This is a genomic window from uncultured Maribacter sp. (assembly GCF_963975365.1).
Taxonomy (GTDB): Bacteria; Bacteroidota; Bacteroidia; order Flavobacteriales; family Flavobacteriaceae; genus Maribacter.
This window is the reverse complement of the sequence record NZ_CAXBGF010000004.1, coordinates 169,763-187,272: the sequence shown is the minus strand read 5'-3', so window position 1 is coordinate 187,272 and position 17,510 is coordinate 169,763. Positions and strand designations below refer to the sequence as shown.

At 35.9% G+C, this 17,510-nt stretch carries 17 protein-coding genes and 2 pseudogenes; 6 read left to right on the top strand and 13 right to left on the bottom strand.

Features of this window, described 5'->3' with window-relative positions; all coding sequences use genetic code 11:
• Positions 1-10: 10 nt before the first annotated feature.
• On the top strand, positions 11-730 hold the full coding sequence (locus AACZ49_RS07005; protein ID WP_339652936.1) for a 3'-5' exonuclease: 720 nt from the start codon (positions 11-13) through the stop codon (positions 728-730).
• A 165-nt stretch (positions 731-895) separates the two neighbouring features.
• On the top strand, positions 896-1,354 hold the full coding sequence (locus AACZ49_RS07000; RefSeq protein ID WP_339652934.1) for a DUF3124 domain-containing protein: 459 nt from the start codon (positions 896-898) through the stop codon (positions 1,352-1,354).
• Positions 1,355-1,356: 2 nt separating this feature from the next.
• Here AACZ49_RS07000 and AACZ49_RS06995 read toward each other — a convergent pair whose 3' ends face one another.
• Both AACZ49_RS06995 and AACZ49_RS06990 read right to left on the bottom strand, forming a co-directional pair.
• Positions 1,357-3,558, bottom strand: a complete 2,202-nt coding sequence (locus tag AACZ49_RS06995; protein ID WP_339652933.1) for a S8 family serine peptidase — start codon at positions 3,556-3,558, stop codon at positions 1,357-1,359.
• Between the two features lie 166 nt (positions 3,559-3,724).
• Positions 3,725-4,702, bottom strand: coding sequence for an endonuclease/exonuclease/phosphatase family protein (locus tag AACZ49_RS06990; RefSeq protein WP_339652932.1), 978 nt, complete (start codon positions 4,700-4,702; stop codon positions 3,725-3,727).
• Positions 4,703-4,775: 73 nt separating this feature from the next.
• Between AACZ49_RS06990 and hflX the strand changes: the two genes are divergently transcribed.
• The 3 genes from hflX (at position 4,776) to AACZ49_RS06975 (ending at position 7,129) form a co-directional block, all read left to right on the top strand.
• Positions 4,776-5,987 (top strand): GTPase HflX, encoded by a 1,212-nt coding sequence (gene hflX, locus AACZ49_RS06985; RefSeq protein ID WP_339652930.1) that lies wholly within the window; start codon positions 4,776-4,778, stop codon positions 5,985-5,987.
• A gap of 299 nt (positions 5,988-6,286) precedes the next feature.
• Positions 6,287-6,679, top strand: coding sequence for a hypothetical protein (locus AACZ49_RS06980; RefSeq protein ID WP_339652928.1), 393 nt, complete (start codon positions 6,287-6,289; stop codon positions 6,677-6,679).
• Between the two features lie 312 nt (positions 6,680-6,991).
• Positions 6,992-7,129 (top strand): hypothetical protein, encoded by a 138-nt coding sequence (locus AACZ49_RS06975; RefSeq protein WP_339652926.1) that lies wholly within the window; start codon positions 6,992-6,994, stop codon positions 7,127-7,129.
• A gap of 45 nt (positions 7,130-7,174) precedes the next feature.
• Here AACZ49_RS06975 and AACZ49_RS06970 read toward each other — a convergent pair whose 3' ends face one another.
• Together AACZ49_RS06970 and AACZ49_RS06965 are read right to left on the bottom strand one after the other, a co-directional pair.
• Positions 7,175-8,011, bottom strand: coding sequence for an IS3 family transposase (locus AACZ49_RS06970; protein WP_339653092.1), 837 nt, complete (start codon positions 8,009-8,011; stop codon positions 7,175-7,177).
• Positions 8,012-8,046: 35 nt separating this feature from the next.
• Positions 8,047-8,172 carry a hypothetical protein gene (locus AACZ49_RS06965; protein WP_339652924.1) on the bottom strand — a complete coding sequence of 42 codons (126 nt, stop codon included), beginning with the start codon at positions 8,170-8,172 and terminating at the stop codon, positions 8,047-8,049.
• A gap of 209 nt (positions 8,173-8,381) precedes the next feature.
• Between AACZ49_RS06965 and AACZ49_RS06960 the strand changes: the two are divergent.
• Positions 8,382-8,746: pseudogene (locus AACZ49_RS06960) on the top strand (integrase core domain-containing protein); the annotation flags it as partial.
• Positions 8,747-8,795: 49 nt separating this feature from the next.
• Here the strand turns inward: AACZ49_RS06960 and AACZ49_RS06955 are convergent.
• From AACZ49_RS06955 to AACZ49_RS06915, 9 genes and pseudogenes are all read right to left on the bottom strand, one after another.
• Positions 8,796-9,122, bottom strand: a pseudogene (locus AACZ49_RS06955) (DJ-1/PfpI family protein); the annotation flags it as partial.
• A gap of 176 nt (positions 9,123-9,298) precedes the next feature.
• A complete protein-coding gene (locus AACZ49_RS06950) occupies positions 9,299-9,748 on the bottom strand; it encodes a very short patch repair endonuclease (protein ID WP_339652922.1) in 450 nt (149 codons plus the stop codon).
• Positions 9,749-9,845: 97 nt separating this feature from the next.
• Entirely contained in the window at positions 9,846-10,592 is a 747-nt protein-coding gene (locus tag AACZ49_RS06945) for a succinate dehydrogenase/fumarate reductase iron-sulfur subunit (protein ID WP_339652920.1), read from the bottom strand.
• A gap of 71 nt (positions 10,593-10,663) precedes the next feature.
• The gene (locus AACZ49_RS06940) at positions 10,664-12,679 is read right to left on the bottom strand and encodes a fumarate reductase/succinate dehydrogenase flavoprotein subunit (protein ID WP_339652918.1); all 2,016 of its coding nucleotides are present in this window, start codon (positions 12,677-12,679) and stop codon (positions 10,664-10,666) included.
• Positions 12,680-12,691: 12 nt separating this feature from the next.
• Entirely contained in the window at positions 12,692-13,369 is a 678-nt protein-coding gene (locus AACZ49_RS06935; RefSeq protein ID WP_339652916.1) for a succinate dehydrogenase cytochrome b subunit, read from the bottom strand.
• Positions 13,370-13,857: 488 nt separating this feature from the next.
• Positions 13,858-14,247, bottom strand: coding sequence for a DUF2721 domain-containing protein (locus tag AACZ49_RS06930; RefSeq protein WP_339652914.1), 390 nt, complete (start codon positions 14,245-14,247; stop codon positions 13,858-13,860).
• Between the two features lie 16 nt (positions 14,248-14,263).
• Positions 14,264-14,455: a cupin domain-containing protein gene (locus AACZ49_RS06925; protein WP_339653091.1), complete on the bottom strand. Its 192-nt coding sequence runs from the start codon at positions 14,453-14,455 to the stop codon at positions 14,264-14,266.
• A 6-nt stretch (positions 14,456-14,461) separates the two neighbouring features.
• Positions 14,462-14,602: a hypothetical protein gene (locus tag AACZ49_RS06920; protein ID WP_339652913.1), complete on the bottom strand. Its 141-nt coding sequence runs from the start codon at positions 14,600-14,602 to the stop codon at positions 14,462-14,464.
• Between the two features lie 5 nt (positions 14,603-14,607).
• A complete protein-coding gene (locus tag AACZ49_RS06915) occupies positions 14,608-17,454 on the bottom strand; it encodes a glycosyl hydrolase (protein ID WP_339652912.1) in 2,847 nt (948 codons plus the stop codon).
• Positions 17,455-17,510: the final 56 nt, after the last annotated feature.

The following is a 17,510-nucleotide window of genomic DNA, read 5'->3' as shown; positions in this document are numbered from 1 at the left end:
TTACATCTCTATGCCAGATAAGATCCAATTAGAACACATTCTTTTTTTAGATATTGAAACCGTACCAGAAAAAAGGTCTTTTGACCAATTAGATGATACCACCCAACAACTTTGGGCACACAAATCGCAATACCAACGAAAAGAAGAATTTACAGCCGAAGAATTTTATGATCGTGCAGGAATTTGGGCAGAGTTTGGTAAAATCATTTGTATTTCTGTTGGCTATTTTACCTTTCAAGGGAAAAATAGAAGTTTTAGACTCACAACTTTTTACGGGGAGGAGGTCGAATTATTGCAAGAATTTCAAACATTATTAAACGAACATTTCAACCATACTAAAAACATATTATGCGCTCATAATGGTAAGGAATTCGATTTTCCTTATATAGCGCGTAGAATGATTATTCATGGTATTTCTCTGCCTAATAAGTTAGACCTATTTGGTAAAAAACCTTGGGAAATTCCACATATAGATACCATGGAGCTTTGGAAATTCGGAGATTACAAACATTATACGTCCTTAAAATTAATGGCCCATGTTCTAGGTATACCTTCGCCAAAAGAAGATATTGATGGTAGTATGGTAAAAGCCGTCTATTATGAGGAAAATGATTTAAAACGAATTGTAAACTATTGCGAGTTAGATGTTTTAACTACTGCACAAGTTTATTTAAGATTACGAAATGAATCATTATTAGAAGATGATGAAGTAAAGAAAGTAACTAAATAGATCAAATAATCAATACGGTTCAATTCTGACTAAAAACAGGAATCAACACTCTAAAAATAGTATGAATGATTTAATTTTGTGAACATTGCTATTTGTTCTAAACCTCCCTTAACCACGAAAAAGTTTATTCTGTAATTCTATGTAACCATAATGCTATTCGGTTGTATGGAAGAAAAGGAAATCAGTTCTATAAATCCTGAAAATTGGTCTAAAAGAAAAATCACCTTAAATACTACGGATTCATTGGACTATGGAAAATCTTACCTGTCTATTTATTCTCCAATTTACTGTAGTTCTGAGCATAAGACATATAATTTAACAGCTATGGTTAGTTTACGAAACACTGGTGATAAGGATACTGTTTATCTTTTAAAGGCTGAATATTATGACACCCATGGCACTTCTTTGAGAAGCTATTTCAACCATCCTATTTATTTAGCGCCATTAGAAACTGCTGAAAGTATTATTGATGAGATGGATGTAGAAAGTGGCACCGAGTCTAACTTTATATTTGAATGGAAGGCTCCAAAAGATTGTACAGAGCCTTTGTTTGAAGGGGTTATGAATTCAACGATTGGTCAACAAGGGCTTTCATTTACAACACAATCTCGAAGAATTAAATAATATTAATATTTATAAAATTTTGTGCTCTTGTTTACATCAAAATCTTGAATTTGCAATACATATAATCCTGTAGGTAAATCAGAAACATTTATTCTAGAATTGATAGCAGAATCCATTTTCAACGCTACGCCACTTGTACTCACGATTCGATACACGGTACTATCGGTAGTTTCTATGTTCAATTGAATTTCGTCAACAGCAGGGTTAGGAAATACACTAAAAGGAATTTCAGAATCAACATTTAACGTATTAAATGTTTCCAATACAGTCTCTTCACCTTGAAAGATAAAAGTAACTGGGTCGCTATATTCAGAAGCTATATTTTGAGAACAAAAAGTTCTAATTCGAAATGAATATGTATTATCAAAAATTAATCCGTTCCAAGCAAAATTATTGATAGTAATGTATTCTGTAGCCCATTCTTGTTGGTGAACTTCTTTATACTGTATTTCATAAAGTCCATCTGTAGTAGCACCCCAAGTAAGGTCTACGCTAGAAATTTCGGTTTTTACTAAAGAAATTTGTTCTGGAGCATCAATTGAACACGTGGTCATCAGTACCCCTGAAAGAATGATAGAAAAATCTTGAGTGTTGTTTTGTAATTCACCCTTATGTGTCACTGTAATGGTATAGGTGCCATTTGCATTTGGTATCTCAATACGCTCAAAAGGATCTACCTTATTATCTCCTTTGATGGCAGCATTACTAGCCTGTGCAGGATTCAATTTCCAAGGTAAAAAAGTTTTACCGTTTTGCGTAATTCTAATATCTAAATCATTAATTAAAGCTGCAGTGGTATTGTTTAACTCACCTCTATTAATAAAGCTAGACTCTATATCTGTCCAAGAAATTGAAGCTATTAAGGTCTTGTTTCCTTCAGCTGAAACAGTCAAAGAAAATGTTTCTCCGTTTTCTAATGACTCTTCGGCAACATGACTGGTAAAATCTTTGTTATAAAGAACCTCAACAGCGCTCTTAGCATTCATAACGCCCCAACCCATTTTATAATCAGGCCCTTGTGCATCAACATCATCTGCAGTATGCAAAGCCAATCCTTTTAAAGTAGCAGCTTTCATATAAGAACCATATAATTCTTCATTATACTGTTGCAACAACAATAAAGAACCTGTAACACCTGGTGTTGCCATTGAAGTACCAGAAGAAGTATTATAACTCGTATTACTAGAAGAGTCTGTAGAAAGCACTGATCCACCATTACCGGCAATATCTGGTTTAATTCTCCCATCATCAACAGGGCCAAAACTACTGTAAGCAGAAACAGTTGCACTTTTCAAGTTACCATTTCCATCAATTTTAGAATTTGCACCAGCTACTGTAATTCCATTTTTAGCCAATGTAAAACCTAGCAGCACATCAAAACCATCTGCAGTTGTACCAAAAGTAGGTGACTCGTTGTCCCTACTTTTTTGCGCATTACCTGCAGCAGAAACCATTAAGTAGTAAGGTGCGTTGTACATAATCTTGTCCCAATCTTGAGCTACTTTAGTATAAGCACCAAAATACCAATCTGGTACGCGATCCGCCTTTATACCATAAGAGTGGTTAGAAAGTAAAAGTCCATTAGCAGCAGCTTCAGTAACTTCAATTTTATCTCTAGTCCAATCATGAGATACAACGCTTGCCATACTAGCTACTCCCTTTGCATCCTTCTTATACCCTGAAGAAATAATACTCCCAGTTACTTGGGTTGCATGCGAGTCCACTTCGGTATCAGCGTCACCTATTATAATTCTAGATGTGTATTCAACATGGTTTTCTAAGGCAACACCTGAATCCCAAACACCTACCTGCATACCATCACCATCTAAATTAAGGCCCAACATACCGTTTGTATTTAATGTACTGGCTCTAGATACAAAACCAGCTTCGTCAGAATAGGTCTCATAATATAAAGGACTACCATCTTCACCTATTTCTTGTAACTCAATTTTTTTACCGTTTGCAAGAGTTTCCTTAATTTTCCAATTGTTCTGTTTAGCAACTTCTTTCAATTGTGTTCTTTTTATTTCATAATCCGAAACCAAATTAGATTTAAAATTAGCTAATTCGATACTCTTGTTGCTAGAAGCTATCTTTAAACGTTGTTTTGTCGTTTGACCGTTAACGTTAGCAACTGCTGAGAACACTAAAAAAAGTACTATTAGAATACTACTTGCGCTGTGGGTATAGTTTTTTGTATTCATCGTTAGGTTATATAAGTGTAAGATTTGGACTACAAATATATATATACCAACAACTTTGTTCGATAATTGAACACTTTTATTCGATGAATTACCTATACATTACAGTGAACTTGTTGTGAAAACATCAATTTATGTTGTGTAAGTATTTTCTTTCTTTTTAAATATGTCATGAATTAAAGGTAAATACAGCATATACTGGAAAATGGTCGCTATATCCACCCATATATCTATGTGATACGAAGGTTCTATATGGAGTACCTATATATTTTCCTTTCTTTTCCTTCAGAGATTTATGATCAAATATACCGGCAGTATCAAAACTATGTGTGTTCTTTTCATAGTTGAAGAATGAATTTGAAATCAAGACTTGGTCGAACATGTTCCACTTACCACCATAGACAGAAGTACCTCTACTATCAGGAATATGTAAGGTCTCCATAGCATTGAACAAACCTGCTCCTTCTTTCAGTATTTGAATACTCTTTGAGGACGGATCATCATTAAAATCTCCCATTACAATAATGTTCGGGTCTTGCTCTTGCAGCTTAATGTTTTTAATATTTTGAATGATTTCTTCAGCAGCAATTACTCTTTTGTATTCAGTTTCAACATCACCATCGCGCCTAGATGGCCAATGATTTACAAAAATGTGCACTAATTCTTTATTTAATTCACCTTTCACATAAAGTATATCCCTAGTAGTATCTCTAATACCCTCAATATTATTGACCATTAAGGCTAAAGGTTCGGCATATATTAATTTAAAAAAATTTTTACGATAGATAAGTCCTGTATCTATACCCCGTTCATCAGGCGAATCGAAATGTATAAATGCGTAACCTAAATCCTCCATCGAATCTGTATTTAGAAGAGCCTGAAGAACACTTTTGTTTTCCGCTTCGGCAACACCAATTAATACAGGTGGATATGGATGTTCTTCTTCTCCAATTCTAATAATAGTTTTAGATAGTTTAGCAAGCTTACGTCGATACCGTTCTACAGTCCACCTTTTTAATCCGATGGGGGTATAATCCTTGTCTAAGGTGTTTTTATTTTGTTCTGGATCAAATAGATTCTCTAAATTGTAGAATGCAATAGTATATCGTTGTTTCTTAACTTTTTTTTTAAAAAATGGTATACGCATGGAGCTTTGTATTGTTGAATAAAAATACGAAATAGCTTATGGCTAATTGCTTAATTTTGCACTTTACGGAATTATGATAGAAAAGAAGAGTACAGATTATGAAAAAGCGGTTCTTATTGGTATAATCAATAAAGATCAGAATGAGGAAAAGGTTAAGGAATATCTAGATGAACTGGAGTTTTTAACCTACACTGCCGGTGGAGAGGTTTTGAAACGCTTTACACAACGAATGGACATCCCTAACCCCAAAACCATGATTGGAACAGGGAAAATGGAGGAAATCGAAAAATATGTTGTAGAGCATGAAATCGGTTCGGTAATTTTTGATGATGAACTTACCCCTGGCCAACAAAGGAACATAGAAAAGCAACTGCGCTGCAAGATAATTGATAGAACCAGTTTAATTCTTGACATTTTTGCACAACGGGCACAGACTAGCTATGCTCGTACTCAAGTAGAACTAGCACAATATGAATATCTACTACCAAGACTAACCGGGCTTTGGACTCACTTAGAGCGTCAAAAAGGTGGTATTGGTATGCGTGGGCCTGGGGAAACGGAAATTGAAACAGATAGGCGTATAGTTCGTGATCGTATTACATTACTTAAAAAGAAATTGACCAAGATTGACCGTCAGATGGAAACCCAAAGAGGTAACCGAGGGGCTTTGGTAAGAGTGGCACTTGTTGGGTATACGAATGTTGGCAAGTCTACCTTAATGAATGTAATTAGCAAAAGTGATGTTTTCGCAGAAAATAAGCTTTTTGCAACCTTAGATACCACGGTAAGAAAAGTAGTTATCGGCAATCTTCCATTTCTTTTAAGTGATACAGTAGGATTTATTAGAAAGTTACCTACCCAACTGGTAGAAAGCTTTAAGAGTACTTTAGATGAAGTGCGCGAAGCAGACTTACTATTGCATGTTGTAGATATTTCTCACCCTCAATTCGAGGAGCATATCGAATCTGTAAACCAAATTTTGTCCGAAATCAAAAGTTCGGATAAAAAAGTGATTATGGTATTCAATAAAATCGATCAATACGAACATGAAACTATTGATGAAGATGATTTAATTACTGAGCGCACCGGAAGACATTTTACCATTGCTGACTGGAAAAATACATGGATGGAAAAAGTGGGAGACAGAGCGCTTTTTATTTCTGCCTTGAACAAAGAGAATCTAGATGAATTTAGAAAACGCGTTTATGACGAGGTTAGAGATATTCATGTGACCCGTTTTCCGTATAATAATTTTCTATATCCAGAACATTTAGACGAATATTGATTACTAATTATAATGTAAAATGTGTAGTTCATCGATGAATTTAAACCATTGATAAATCTCACCACATTTTAAGTTGTGTTCACAACATAAATTATCAAAAACAAAGGTATTGGGCTAATTTTACCATGTGTTCAAGTATAAGTGTTGACCACAAATCGATATTTAACTTATAAAGACTAAAAGAAAAATCCCAAATTTTACGATAATTACTTAACCGAAAAAAGCCCTCTATATAGAGGGCTTTTTTATTTTTAAAACTGTCCCGTCCTGAAATAAGTTGACACAAATTCGACTTATTTATGAATCATTCAGGAAAACCAAGGAAGTATCGTACCCAACGCGATTACAATCTAGGCTTTAAGCTTTCTGTGGTATCTCAGGTAGAAAAGAGCGAGGTGACCTATAAACAGGCTGAAAAAGCTTATGGTATCCTAGGAAGGAGCACCGTTTTGGTATGGTTGGGAAAACATGGTACCTTAGATTGGACAAATCCTATCGACTACCAAATGCCTAAACCAAAAGAGACCCCGGCGCAGAAGTTCAAACGTTTGGAACGAGAGCTGTCCAATGAGAAATTAAAGAATAAAGTTCTCAACACTATGATCGACATATCCGATCGGCAATATGGAACTTCCATCAGAAAAAAGTATTTGCCCAATCGATCCAACGGATCCGACAACAACAAGGGCTGAGCCTGTCCCGTTGCCGTAGATTGTTTGGGATAAGCAGACAGGCTATTTATCAAGCGGAAAAGTGAGGAAAACAGAAATCTGACGAACTTGCCTTGGTCAAGCCCCTGATCTTGGGAATACGACAGGACATGCCCCGGCTCGGTACACGTAAATTATATTACCTTCTTAAAATAGAATTTGAAAGACTTGAGGCCAAAATAGGTAGGGATGCCCTATTTGATTACCTGCGATCCGAATCAATGCTGATAAGACCGAAGAAAAATATTGAAGACCACTGACTCCAAACATTGGCTAAGGAAATACCCGAACCTGATGAAGGACGTAACGGTAAGTCCGCAGCAGTACTTTGTAAGCGACATCACCTACATAAAGAGTAGCGAAAGAACCCATTACCTCTCATTGGTAACGGATGCTTTTAGCAGAAAAATAATAGGGGTATCATTTAAGTGACGATATGTCGGCCGAAAATGTAGTGGAAGTGTAGGCTTCCCTTTTTTAGGACACCTCTAAATTCGATAAATAATTATTATTTAGGTCAGGTTTGATGAAGAATTTAAATTCTTCATCAAACCTGGGCATAAACTCTTTAGGCGATTTCTTGCCTAGGGATTTATGCGGATGGTTAAAGTTATAATCCTCTCGCCAGTTATCGCTTATCTTTTGAAGCTGGTATATATCATTAAAGTAATAAGCGTCCAATATATCCTCTCTGAAGAATCTATTGAAGCGTTCTATGTAACCGTTCTGCATTGGTTTTCCCGGTTGGGTATATTTAATTTCTATATAGTTTTTCTTGCACCAGTTCATAAATGTCCTAGAGGTAAACTCAGGGCCATTATCGCATCTAATATATTTAGGAATTCCTATTTCCTCTTTTAAGTTCTCCAGTGTTTCCACTACTGCCCTTGCCGGATAAGTGAGTCCCGCCTCAATGGCAATAGCTTCGCGGTTGCAATCGTCCATAACATTTAATACACGTAGCTTTCTTCCATCGGCCAATGTGTCGCTCATAAAATCCATGCTCCAACATTCATTGAGTGGCGATGGGGTCTCTAAAGGTTGTTTAACACGCTTTACCAAGCGTTTTTTATGCTTACGCCTAAGCTTCATATCACGATATACTCTCAACACACGTTTTCTGTTCCATTTTAGGCCTTCACGACGGATCTTGCAATAATACTCATCAAAACCTCGGGTAGGATAGGCTTCGGCCAATTCAGTCAGCTTATCCACAACCTCACTATCGTCCCTTTTGCTCTGGTAATACCACATCGACCTGCTCAATCCTACAACGTCACAAGCACGAACGATCGGGATTACATATTCTTTGATGAGATACTTTGCCCGAACTCTCTTGTCGGAAGGCCTTAGAACTTTTTTGAAAGTACGTCTTTTAGCATCTTATTATCAAGACTCACATCAGCATACATTTGCTTGAGCCTAACGTTTTCTTCTTCAAGTTCCTTTAAACGTTTTAACTGTTGCTGTTCCATACCTCAATACTTCTTGCGCCAATAATAGATGGTGCTCTTGTCGATTCCCAATTCCCTTGATACTTCAGGAACACTACGCCCCTGTTCGATTTCCTTTAGAGCCTTGATAATCTGGCTCTCACTAAACTTGCTGCTTTTCATTGTGACAGTTTGAATTTAAAGTTAATAAATTCGAATTTTAAACTGTCCTATTTTTGGGGAAGCCTACAGAAGCAATGAAAATGGCGAATAAAAACAGGATGACCTCAAACGAACTTATTCACCATTCCGATCGAGGCCTTCAATATTGTTCTTCGGTTTACCAGAGCGAACTTCGGAGGTTTGGTACAATACCGTCGATGACCGATGGGTACGACTGTTATCAAAATGCCCTGGCGGAACGTATAAACGGTATCTAAAAGGGGAGTTCCTCTTTCATAGATGCAACACGGGAATGGAGCTCAAAAAACTAATAAAAGAATCAATAAACACATATAACAACAAAAGACCACACTTGAGTCTTAACTATGAAACACCTAACTTTATACATAACAAAAAATCCTGTGAAGCTAGCTTCACAGGATTGATTCAATAATTTAAAAACTCTCAACCTATTTTAGGACGACTAAAATAAAGGAATTAAATTATGCATATTGCATTTCATGTTTACCCTCTTTGATCTCTTCAATCAATTTGGAATTAAAGGCTGGTATATGATTTGGATTTCTACTGGTAACGAATCCTTCATCCACTACCACCTCTTGGTCTACCCAATTGGCTCCTGCATTTACTAAATCATCCTTAATAGATTTAAACGATGTCATTTTTCTGCCTTTTACAACACCTGCACTAATTAAAGTGCAAGGAGCGTAGCATATAGCTGCTACAGGTTTTTTCATCTTAAAGAAATCTCGTACAACATTTAATGCATCTACTTCTCTTCTTAATAGATCCGGATTAATAACGCCCCCTGTGGTAATCTCAAATACATTCGTAGCTAATATTGCTATCCTCTTCAAATATTTAGTTTTAAGCTAAATAATTTTGTTTGACATTAAATTACAAATCATAGAAAACTATTTTCGTTAAAGGTCTATTAAATAAGGGTTTGCAAGGGATAAAATTTAATAAATAGACATTGTAAATTTCATTTTGTGCTCAAATGCACCGAGTTTAGATGTGTAGTTGTCTTTTCTAAACATATCGACAAATTCTTTTTGATTTCAGTTTCCCAAAATCTAATTACGGTATAACCAAGTCTTGCTAATTCTGTATTTACTTCTTTATCGCGTTGTATATTACGTTCAATTTTTGCAATCCAAAATTCTCTATTGGTTTTTATTTTAAGTTTTCTTTCTTCCCAATTTTTACCATGCCAGTATTCCCCATCTATAAATATGACGGTTTTATATTTTGGTAATGCTATATCTGGCTTTCCAATTAATTTTTTATAATCGATTCGGTATCGATAACCTGCCGCATATAGTGCTTTACGAAATGCAAGTTCAGGTTTGGTATTCTTCCCGCGTATTTTGCTCATAATTTTTGAGCGCTGTGGTGTAGTATAGAAACCAGATTCCTCGTTGAATCGTGGCACTTTTATTCGTTCTTCTTTGTAATTTTCGGGAATGTACTAAAATAAAAAATCCCATGCTCTAAGGCATGGGATTTTTAATATTTATTATAAATGGAGATTATCCTTTTACATTGGCACTTAAATACTCGCGGTTCATACGAGCAATATTTTCTAAAGAAATGCCTTTTGGACATTCAATCTCACAAGCACCAGTGTTTGTGCAATTTCCAAATCCTTCTAGATCCATTTGGGCAACCATATTTTTAACACGGTCTACGGCTTCAATTTGGCCTTGTGGTAATAAAGCATATTGTGAAACTTTTGCACCTACAAATAACATTGCAGAGGCATTTTTACAACTTGCGACACAAGCACCACAACCAATACAAGTAGCAGCATCCATTGCTTCATCTGCAGCATGCTTGGAAATAAGTGTTGCGTTGGCATCTTGAGTATTTCCTGAAGTATTTACAGAAATATAACCACCGGCATGTTGAATACGATCAAAAGAACTTCTGTCAACTACTAAATCTTTTAATACAGGAAAAGCCTTTGCTCTAAATGGCTCGATAGTAATAGTGTCGCCATCCTTGAACATACGCATATGCAATTGACATGTCGTAACGCCTCTATCTGGGCCGTGTGCCTCACCATTAATAAACATTGAGCACATGCCACAAATACCTTCTCGACAATCGTGGTCAAAGGCGACTGGCTCATCACCTTTGTTAATTAACTGTTCGTTTAGAACATCCATCATTTCTAAGAAAGACATATGTTCAGATATTTCAGTTACTTTATATTCGACCATTTGACCCTTGGATTTTGAGTCTTTTTGTCTCCAGATTTTTAATGTAAGATTCATATTTTTTAGTTTTTGGTTGTTCGTTGTTCGTTGATGGTTTATACTAAAGACCAGCAACTAGCAACCATCAACTATTTGTAACTTCTTTGTTTTAATTCGATTTCGTTGAACTCTAACTGTTCTTTATGTAAAACAGCATCAGCAGGTTCACCTTTATATTCCCAAGCAGAAACGAATGCAAAATCTACATCATTACGTTTTGCTTCACCTTCTTGCTCCCCTCCAATTTCTACGGACTCTTCTCTAAAGTGGCCTCCACAAGATTCTGCTCTTTCTAATGCATCTTTAGCAAATAATTCTCCCAATTCTAAAAAGTCGGCCACACGACCTGCTTTTTCAAGTTCGGCATTAAGTTCATTTGCAGTTCCAGGAACACTAACGTTCTTGTAGAAATCTTCACGTAGTGCTTTAATTTCAGCCATTGCTTCTTTTAAACCTTCGGCATTACGAGACATTCCACATTTATCCCACATGATTTTACCCAATTTTTTATGGTAATAATCAACGGAGTGCGAACCTTTATTATTGATAAAGAAATTAATTTTATCGTTTACAGATTTTTCAGCTTCATCAAACTCAGGCGTATTCGTCGGAATTTTTCCTGTTCTAATTTCTTGTGATAAGTAATCGCCAATAGTATAAGGCAATACAAAATATCCATCAGCTAAACCTTGCATTAAAGCAGAGGCTCCAAGTCTGTTAGCACCGTGATCAGAGAAATTGGCTTCACCGATACAGTATAAACCTTCAACCGTGGTCATTAAATTGTAATCTACCCAAACACCACCCATGGTATAGTGCACCGCCGGATAAATCATCATTGGGGTTTTGTAAGGGTTCTGATCTACAATTTTCTCATACATCTGAAAAAGGTTCCCGTATTTAGCTTCGACTATAGCCTTACCTAAATCGTATATTTTTTCTTTAGATGCATTTTCAATATTATGAATCTTAGCTTGTTCTATACCATAACGTTCTATGGCAGAGGCAAAATCTAAATAAACAGCTTCACCGGTAGCATTTACTCCGTAACCAGCATCACATCGTTCTTTTGCAGCTCTTGATGCAACATCACGTGGCACTAAGTTACCGAATGCAGGGTATCTTCTTTCTAAGTAGTAATCTCTTTCATCTTCAGACAAATCGGTCGGCTTTTTCTTGCCTTCACGTATTGCGATTACATCATCCATATTCTTAGGAACCCAAATACGACCATCATTGCGTAATGATTCTGACATCAAGGTTAATTTAGATTGATAATCTCCTGAGCGAGGTATACATGTTGGGTGAATTTGAGTATAACAAGGGTTTGCGAAAAATGCCCCTTTCTTGTGAATTTTCCAAGCAGCGGTAGTATTAGAGCCCATGGCGTTGGTTGAAAGGAAATATACATTTCCATATCCACCAGAAGCAATTACGACTGCGTGAGCAGAATGACGCTCAATTTCTCCTGTTATCAGGTTACGGGCAATAATTCCTCTTGCCTTGCCATTTACTTTTACAACATCTAGCATTTCATGACGGTTGAACGGGGTAATTTTACCACGAGCGATTTGTCTGTTCATTGCAGAATATGCCCCTAATAATAGTTGTTGTCCTGTTTGACCTTTTGCATAAAAAGTACGCGAAACTAAAACACCACCGAATGATCGGTTGTCTAATAGTCCGCCATAATCACGTGCAAAGGGTACGCCTTGGGCAACACATTGATCAATTATATTTCCAGAAACTTCAGCCAAACGATAAACGTTCGCCTCTCTTGAGCGGTAATCACCACCTTTTACCGTATCATAAAATAAACGGTAAGTAGAATCACCATCGCCTTGATAGTTTTTAGCAGCATTGATACCACCTTGTGCTGCAATAGAGTGCGCTCTTCTTGGTGAATCTTGGTAACAAAACGTTTTCACGTTATACCCTAATTCTGCCAAGGTAGCCGCAGCAGAACCACCAGCTAATCCTGTTCCAACAACAATAACATCAATGTTTCGTTTATTGGCAGGGTTTACCAAATCTATATGGTTCTTATAATCGGTCCACTTCGTTTTCAATGGACCTTTAGGTACTTTTGAGTCTAATACAGACATAAGTAAAAGGTATTAATGATTAAAATGATGATAAAGGGCAATGAAAATAAAGCCTAATGGAATTATGATAGCATATGCCTTACCAAAAGTTTGAAGCTTTTTCTTTCTCATTGATGTTACACCAGCAGACTGAAAAGCAGAACTAAATCCGTGCATAAGGTGTAATGATAAAAACACAAAGGCCAATACGTAAGCAGCAACTCTAATCGGATTTACAAATTTATGCGTCAATTCTTCATAGTAGCGAAAACCTTCACCCTCTGCTAATAAACCAGACATATCGCCTTGAATAAATTTGGTATTGATTTCTGGTAACCAGAAATCAATAAAATGCAGCACTAAAAAGGCTAAAATTGCCAATCCGCTGTAAATCATGTTTCTACTCATCCAGCTAGAATTAGCTGAACCATTGTTTTTAGCGTAATTCACCGCTCTAGCATTTCTGTTTTTAATTTCAAGAATGAAACCCATTACAAAATGATAGATAACACCAAAGATTAAAACAGGTTGCAAAAGATATTGTACCGCCCAAAAAGTACCCATGAAATGCGAAGCTTCATTGAACGCATTAGGACTGAAAATCGATAAAATATTAATTGCAAAATGTTGAAGTAGAAAAAACATTAAAAAGAAAGCAGAAAGGGCCATTGCGTACTTTCTACCAATCGAAGATTTAAAAAATCCGCTCATTAGTTGTTAATTTTATACGCGAATTTACATCACACGCCAGTTATTAACAAGTTTTCAAGAGCTTTAGTATATCAATTTAGATTCATTTTAAGAATCAATTTTATAGTGTTGAAGAATTATTACATTATTCTGCTAAAAGGATTAAATATCTTGAACAAAAATCTAATGTGATAATTGATAAGTTTTTAATTGTGATTTTTCTAAGGCCCAAAGTACACCTTCATCTAAATTTTTGAATTGGACAAAAGAGTTTTAAAGGAAAAATAGATCTAAGAGTAAACGTGCCCTACTACCAGTAGTTTGTCCCATCACCCATTAAAGGATATTTTATGTCTGTTTTAAGCTTCTGTAACAACTTTCGAAGCGTCTAAACATCTGAAAAGAGCTCCTTTGCCCATTTCTGAAATAATAATTCCTTTTTTAAAAACAGAAAATACCAAAATCAAATTCCCTAATCTCCTTTTGTAACTCAAGCTCTTTTACACGCTTTATTTTTCCATATCCTTTAATTGAATTGATAGTGCTTTGGTGGAAAGTTGAACTTCAATTAAACTTAAAATTAAAGAAAGGATCAAAGCAAATAGACTAATACCAAATACTATTTTGGCTAAAATCACATATTCAAAAAATAGGAGCGACATTGTAATTACAGCAAGTAAAAAACTGAATATAGCGGTTGCTTGCATGTTCTTTATAATGGTAAGTCTTTTGCGTAATTTTTGAACTTGTAAGCCAATAGATGGTGAAGCTGTTTCTTGATATTTTTGGTGCAATTGACGAATTAGAGCCGCAATGGCTAGGTATCGAGCATTATAGGCTAACATGGTCAAAGAAATTGCGGGGAATAGTAAAGCAGGTATTCCTAAAGTAAGTTCCATATGTTTTTATAGGATTTTAATCTGTAGCAATACCAAAATATGTCCAAGTGACATCTGTATCGAATGGGTTTCGTTGTGCATGTAATTCGCCCGGTTCTATAGTGATGCAATGTCCTGGCCCTACTTCATATTCTTTTCCTGAAATGATAAAAACGGCCTTACTGGTCTGAATATGAAAAACTTCATACATGGTATCATGTTTGTGTATTTCGACTTATAGACCAGGTTTAAAGACGGCGGTGCCGTACATCATTAATTGAGGAATTTCATCTTCACCAATTAATGTCCTTTTTTTGATCTCAGGATTATGGCTTACACCTAATTCTGGTAATCTATTCCAATCAACTATTTTCATAGTGGTTATTCAATTTCAAAAGTGACAAGTTCCGTTTTTCCATTTCCCTTTAATTCAACAGAATAAGAGCCTTTGGGCAAATAGGTCTTTCCATCATCTGCTATCTTTAATTCTGTTTTATGCTTTTTAAGGTAGTTTAATTTTCCAATTTTGGAGAATGCCAAATCATATGATAGAATATTTATTCCTTTATCAGAAACAATTGTGGTCTCACTTACTAAAATATCATCAGATGATTTTATTTTGGCTTGGTAAGCCTCATCTCTATTCGAATAAAAAGTTATATCTATGCCTGGTGTACTAGGTTTTGACCAAGAACTCCATGAATTTCCCCAACGTGCTGAATGTTTAATATTTTCTAAGGGATAAACATACAATTCCTTTATCAATACTTCAGGAGTCAAATTTTGTAATTGAGCAATATCGGCCCTATAAATACTTCTACCATGTGTGCCAATTAATAAATGCTTTGCTTCTTTCTGAATTACTAAATCATGAATGGCAACATAAGGTATTCCATTGGTAAACGATTCCCAAGAGTTTCCATTATTTAATGATACATATAATCCGTTATCAGTACCTATATATATAATATTTTCATTTTCTGTGTCTTCAATAATTACATTAACAGGAGATGCCGGTATGTTGGCAGAAATACTCTTCCACGAAGCTCCTTTGTTTTCACTTACATATACATAAGGAGTAAAATCGTCTGAGCGGTAGCCATTTAAGGTAGCATAAACTCTATTTTCATTAAATTTTGATGCGATAACTCTACTTACCCATAAATTTTGTGGTAGGTTTTCAGAAATAACTTCCCAACTTCCACCACCATTATCAGTTCGTTGAATGAGTCCGTCATCACTTCCGGTATACAGCAATCCGAATTTAAATGGAGATTCAGAAATTGTAGCCAAGGTGCCAAAAGCAACATTTCCTTTTCTACCTCCTTGGGTTAAATCAGGAGAAATGGTTTCCCAGGTATCACCTTGGTTTAATGAACGATGTAATTTGTTACTTCCCATATATAATATATCCTGATTATGGGGAGATAATAGAATAGGGGATTGCCAATTAAAACGGTATGGAGCTTCTCCTAATTCATGCTTAGGTTGAATGTAAACTCGTTTGTCATTTTCTAAATCCAATCTAAAATAATTACCAAATTGAAAGCCGGTGTAAACAGTATTATGATTTCTAGAATCAATTTGTACTTGCATACCGTCGCCACCTAAAATCGATTTCCAAGGGTATTGCCCTGTTTGATGCCATTCTGTATTTTCTTCTGCATTATATGGCCCCATCCAAACACCATTGTCTTGCAAACCGCCATAAACTTTGTAAGGTTTTTGATTATCAACTGCAATTGCATAAAATTGGCCAACAATTGGTGAATTATTCTTTATCCAATTCTTCCCATCATCATAGCTAGTATTTACACCACCATCATTTCCATTGATTAAATGTCCTGGTAAATTAGGGTCGACCCATAAAGCGTGATGATCAGAATGCACATTGTCGCCATTAATCGATGTATAAGTTTTTCCTCCATCTTTTGAAGAAATTATAGGGACACCAGATAAATAAATTGCATCTACATTTTTAGGGTCTACACTTATTTGTGCAAAATAATAGCCATAACTATAAAATAGGTCATCTATATAGTCTTCATTTTGTTTTTTCCAAGTTTTACCGCCGTCATTGCTGCGGTATACCTCGGCTCCAATAACTGGTGTGTTAAATAGCATCGCATTCGCATCTTCTAAATAAAGAGCAAGATCAACTGGTTTAACCGCATTGCTAAGCACCATTTGTTTAACATTCGCGGCACGATATTTTTCTTGAAAATTATTGGTCTTTAGAAAATCGTTTAGTTCCTTATCATTTAGGTCAAGAAACTGCTCTTTTGATAAAGATTTGAAATCCTCTTTTGTTAAACCTTCTTGCTTTTCTTTCTTTTCTTCGGATTTTTTTCTCCTAAATTGATTGTCATGAACGGCATAAACCGTGTTGTCGTCAAACACCGCTAATCCTATTCTACCGACCCCTTCACCTGTAGGAAACCCACTTGATGGAGTTGAAATCTTTTCCCAAGTAACACCTGCATCGGTACTTTTATAAATGCCAGAACCTTCACCATTGCCAATAAAATCCCAGGCCTTTCTATCTTTTTGCCACGCCGCAGCAAATTGAATATTAAAGTTTTTCGGTGAAACGGCAACATCTATAATACCGGTGTTTTCATCAATGAACAAGGTGTTTGTCCATGTTTTTCCACCATCATTGGTTTTGTAAATACCTCTTTCTTTGTTTGGGGAGTATAAGTGACCTGCAACTGCAACAGTAACTTCATTGGCATTATCAGGATTTACTACAATACGACCAATATGATGCGAATCTAGTAGGCCTGTATTTTGCCAAGTCTTACCCTTATCGGATGATTTTAAAATTCCTATCCCGGCATAGGAAGAACGAGAAGCATTGTTCTCTCCTGTGCCAACCCATAAAGTCCCACTTGGCCAATGTACCGCAATATCACCGATGTTTTGTGTTTGGGTGTCATCCATTATAGGGGTAAAAGTTGTGCCATTATTATTGGTATACCATAATCCACCAGAGGCATAGGCGACATAATATTCAGTTGGATTATCTTCATTAACGGCCAAGTCTACCACACGACCACTCATTACAGATGGACCAATATTTTTTAAGGGCAAATTTTTGATTAATGAAGTGGCATCCAAGGCTTTTCTTGCCATTAATGATGCGTCAACTTTTTCTGATGCTGTAGGTTGTACCTGTGCCGTTGTGATTGAAATACTAGCGAGTAGTACAAGGTAGAATTGTTTCATTTTCTAGTTAATTCTGTTGTTGAGAGTAAGGTAAGGATTTGTTTTTTTCTTTTACA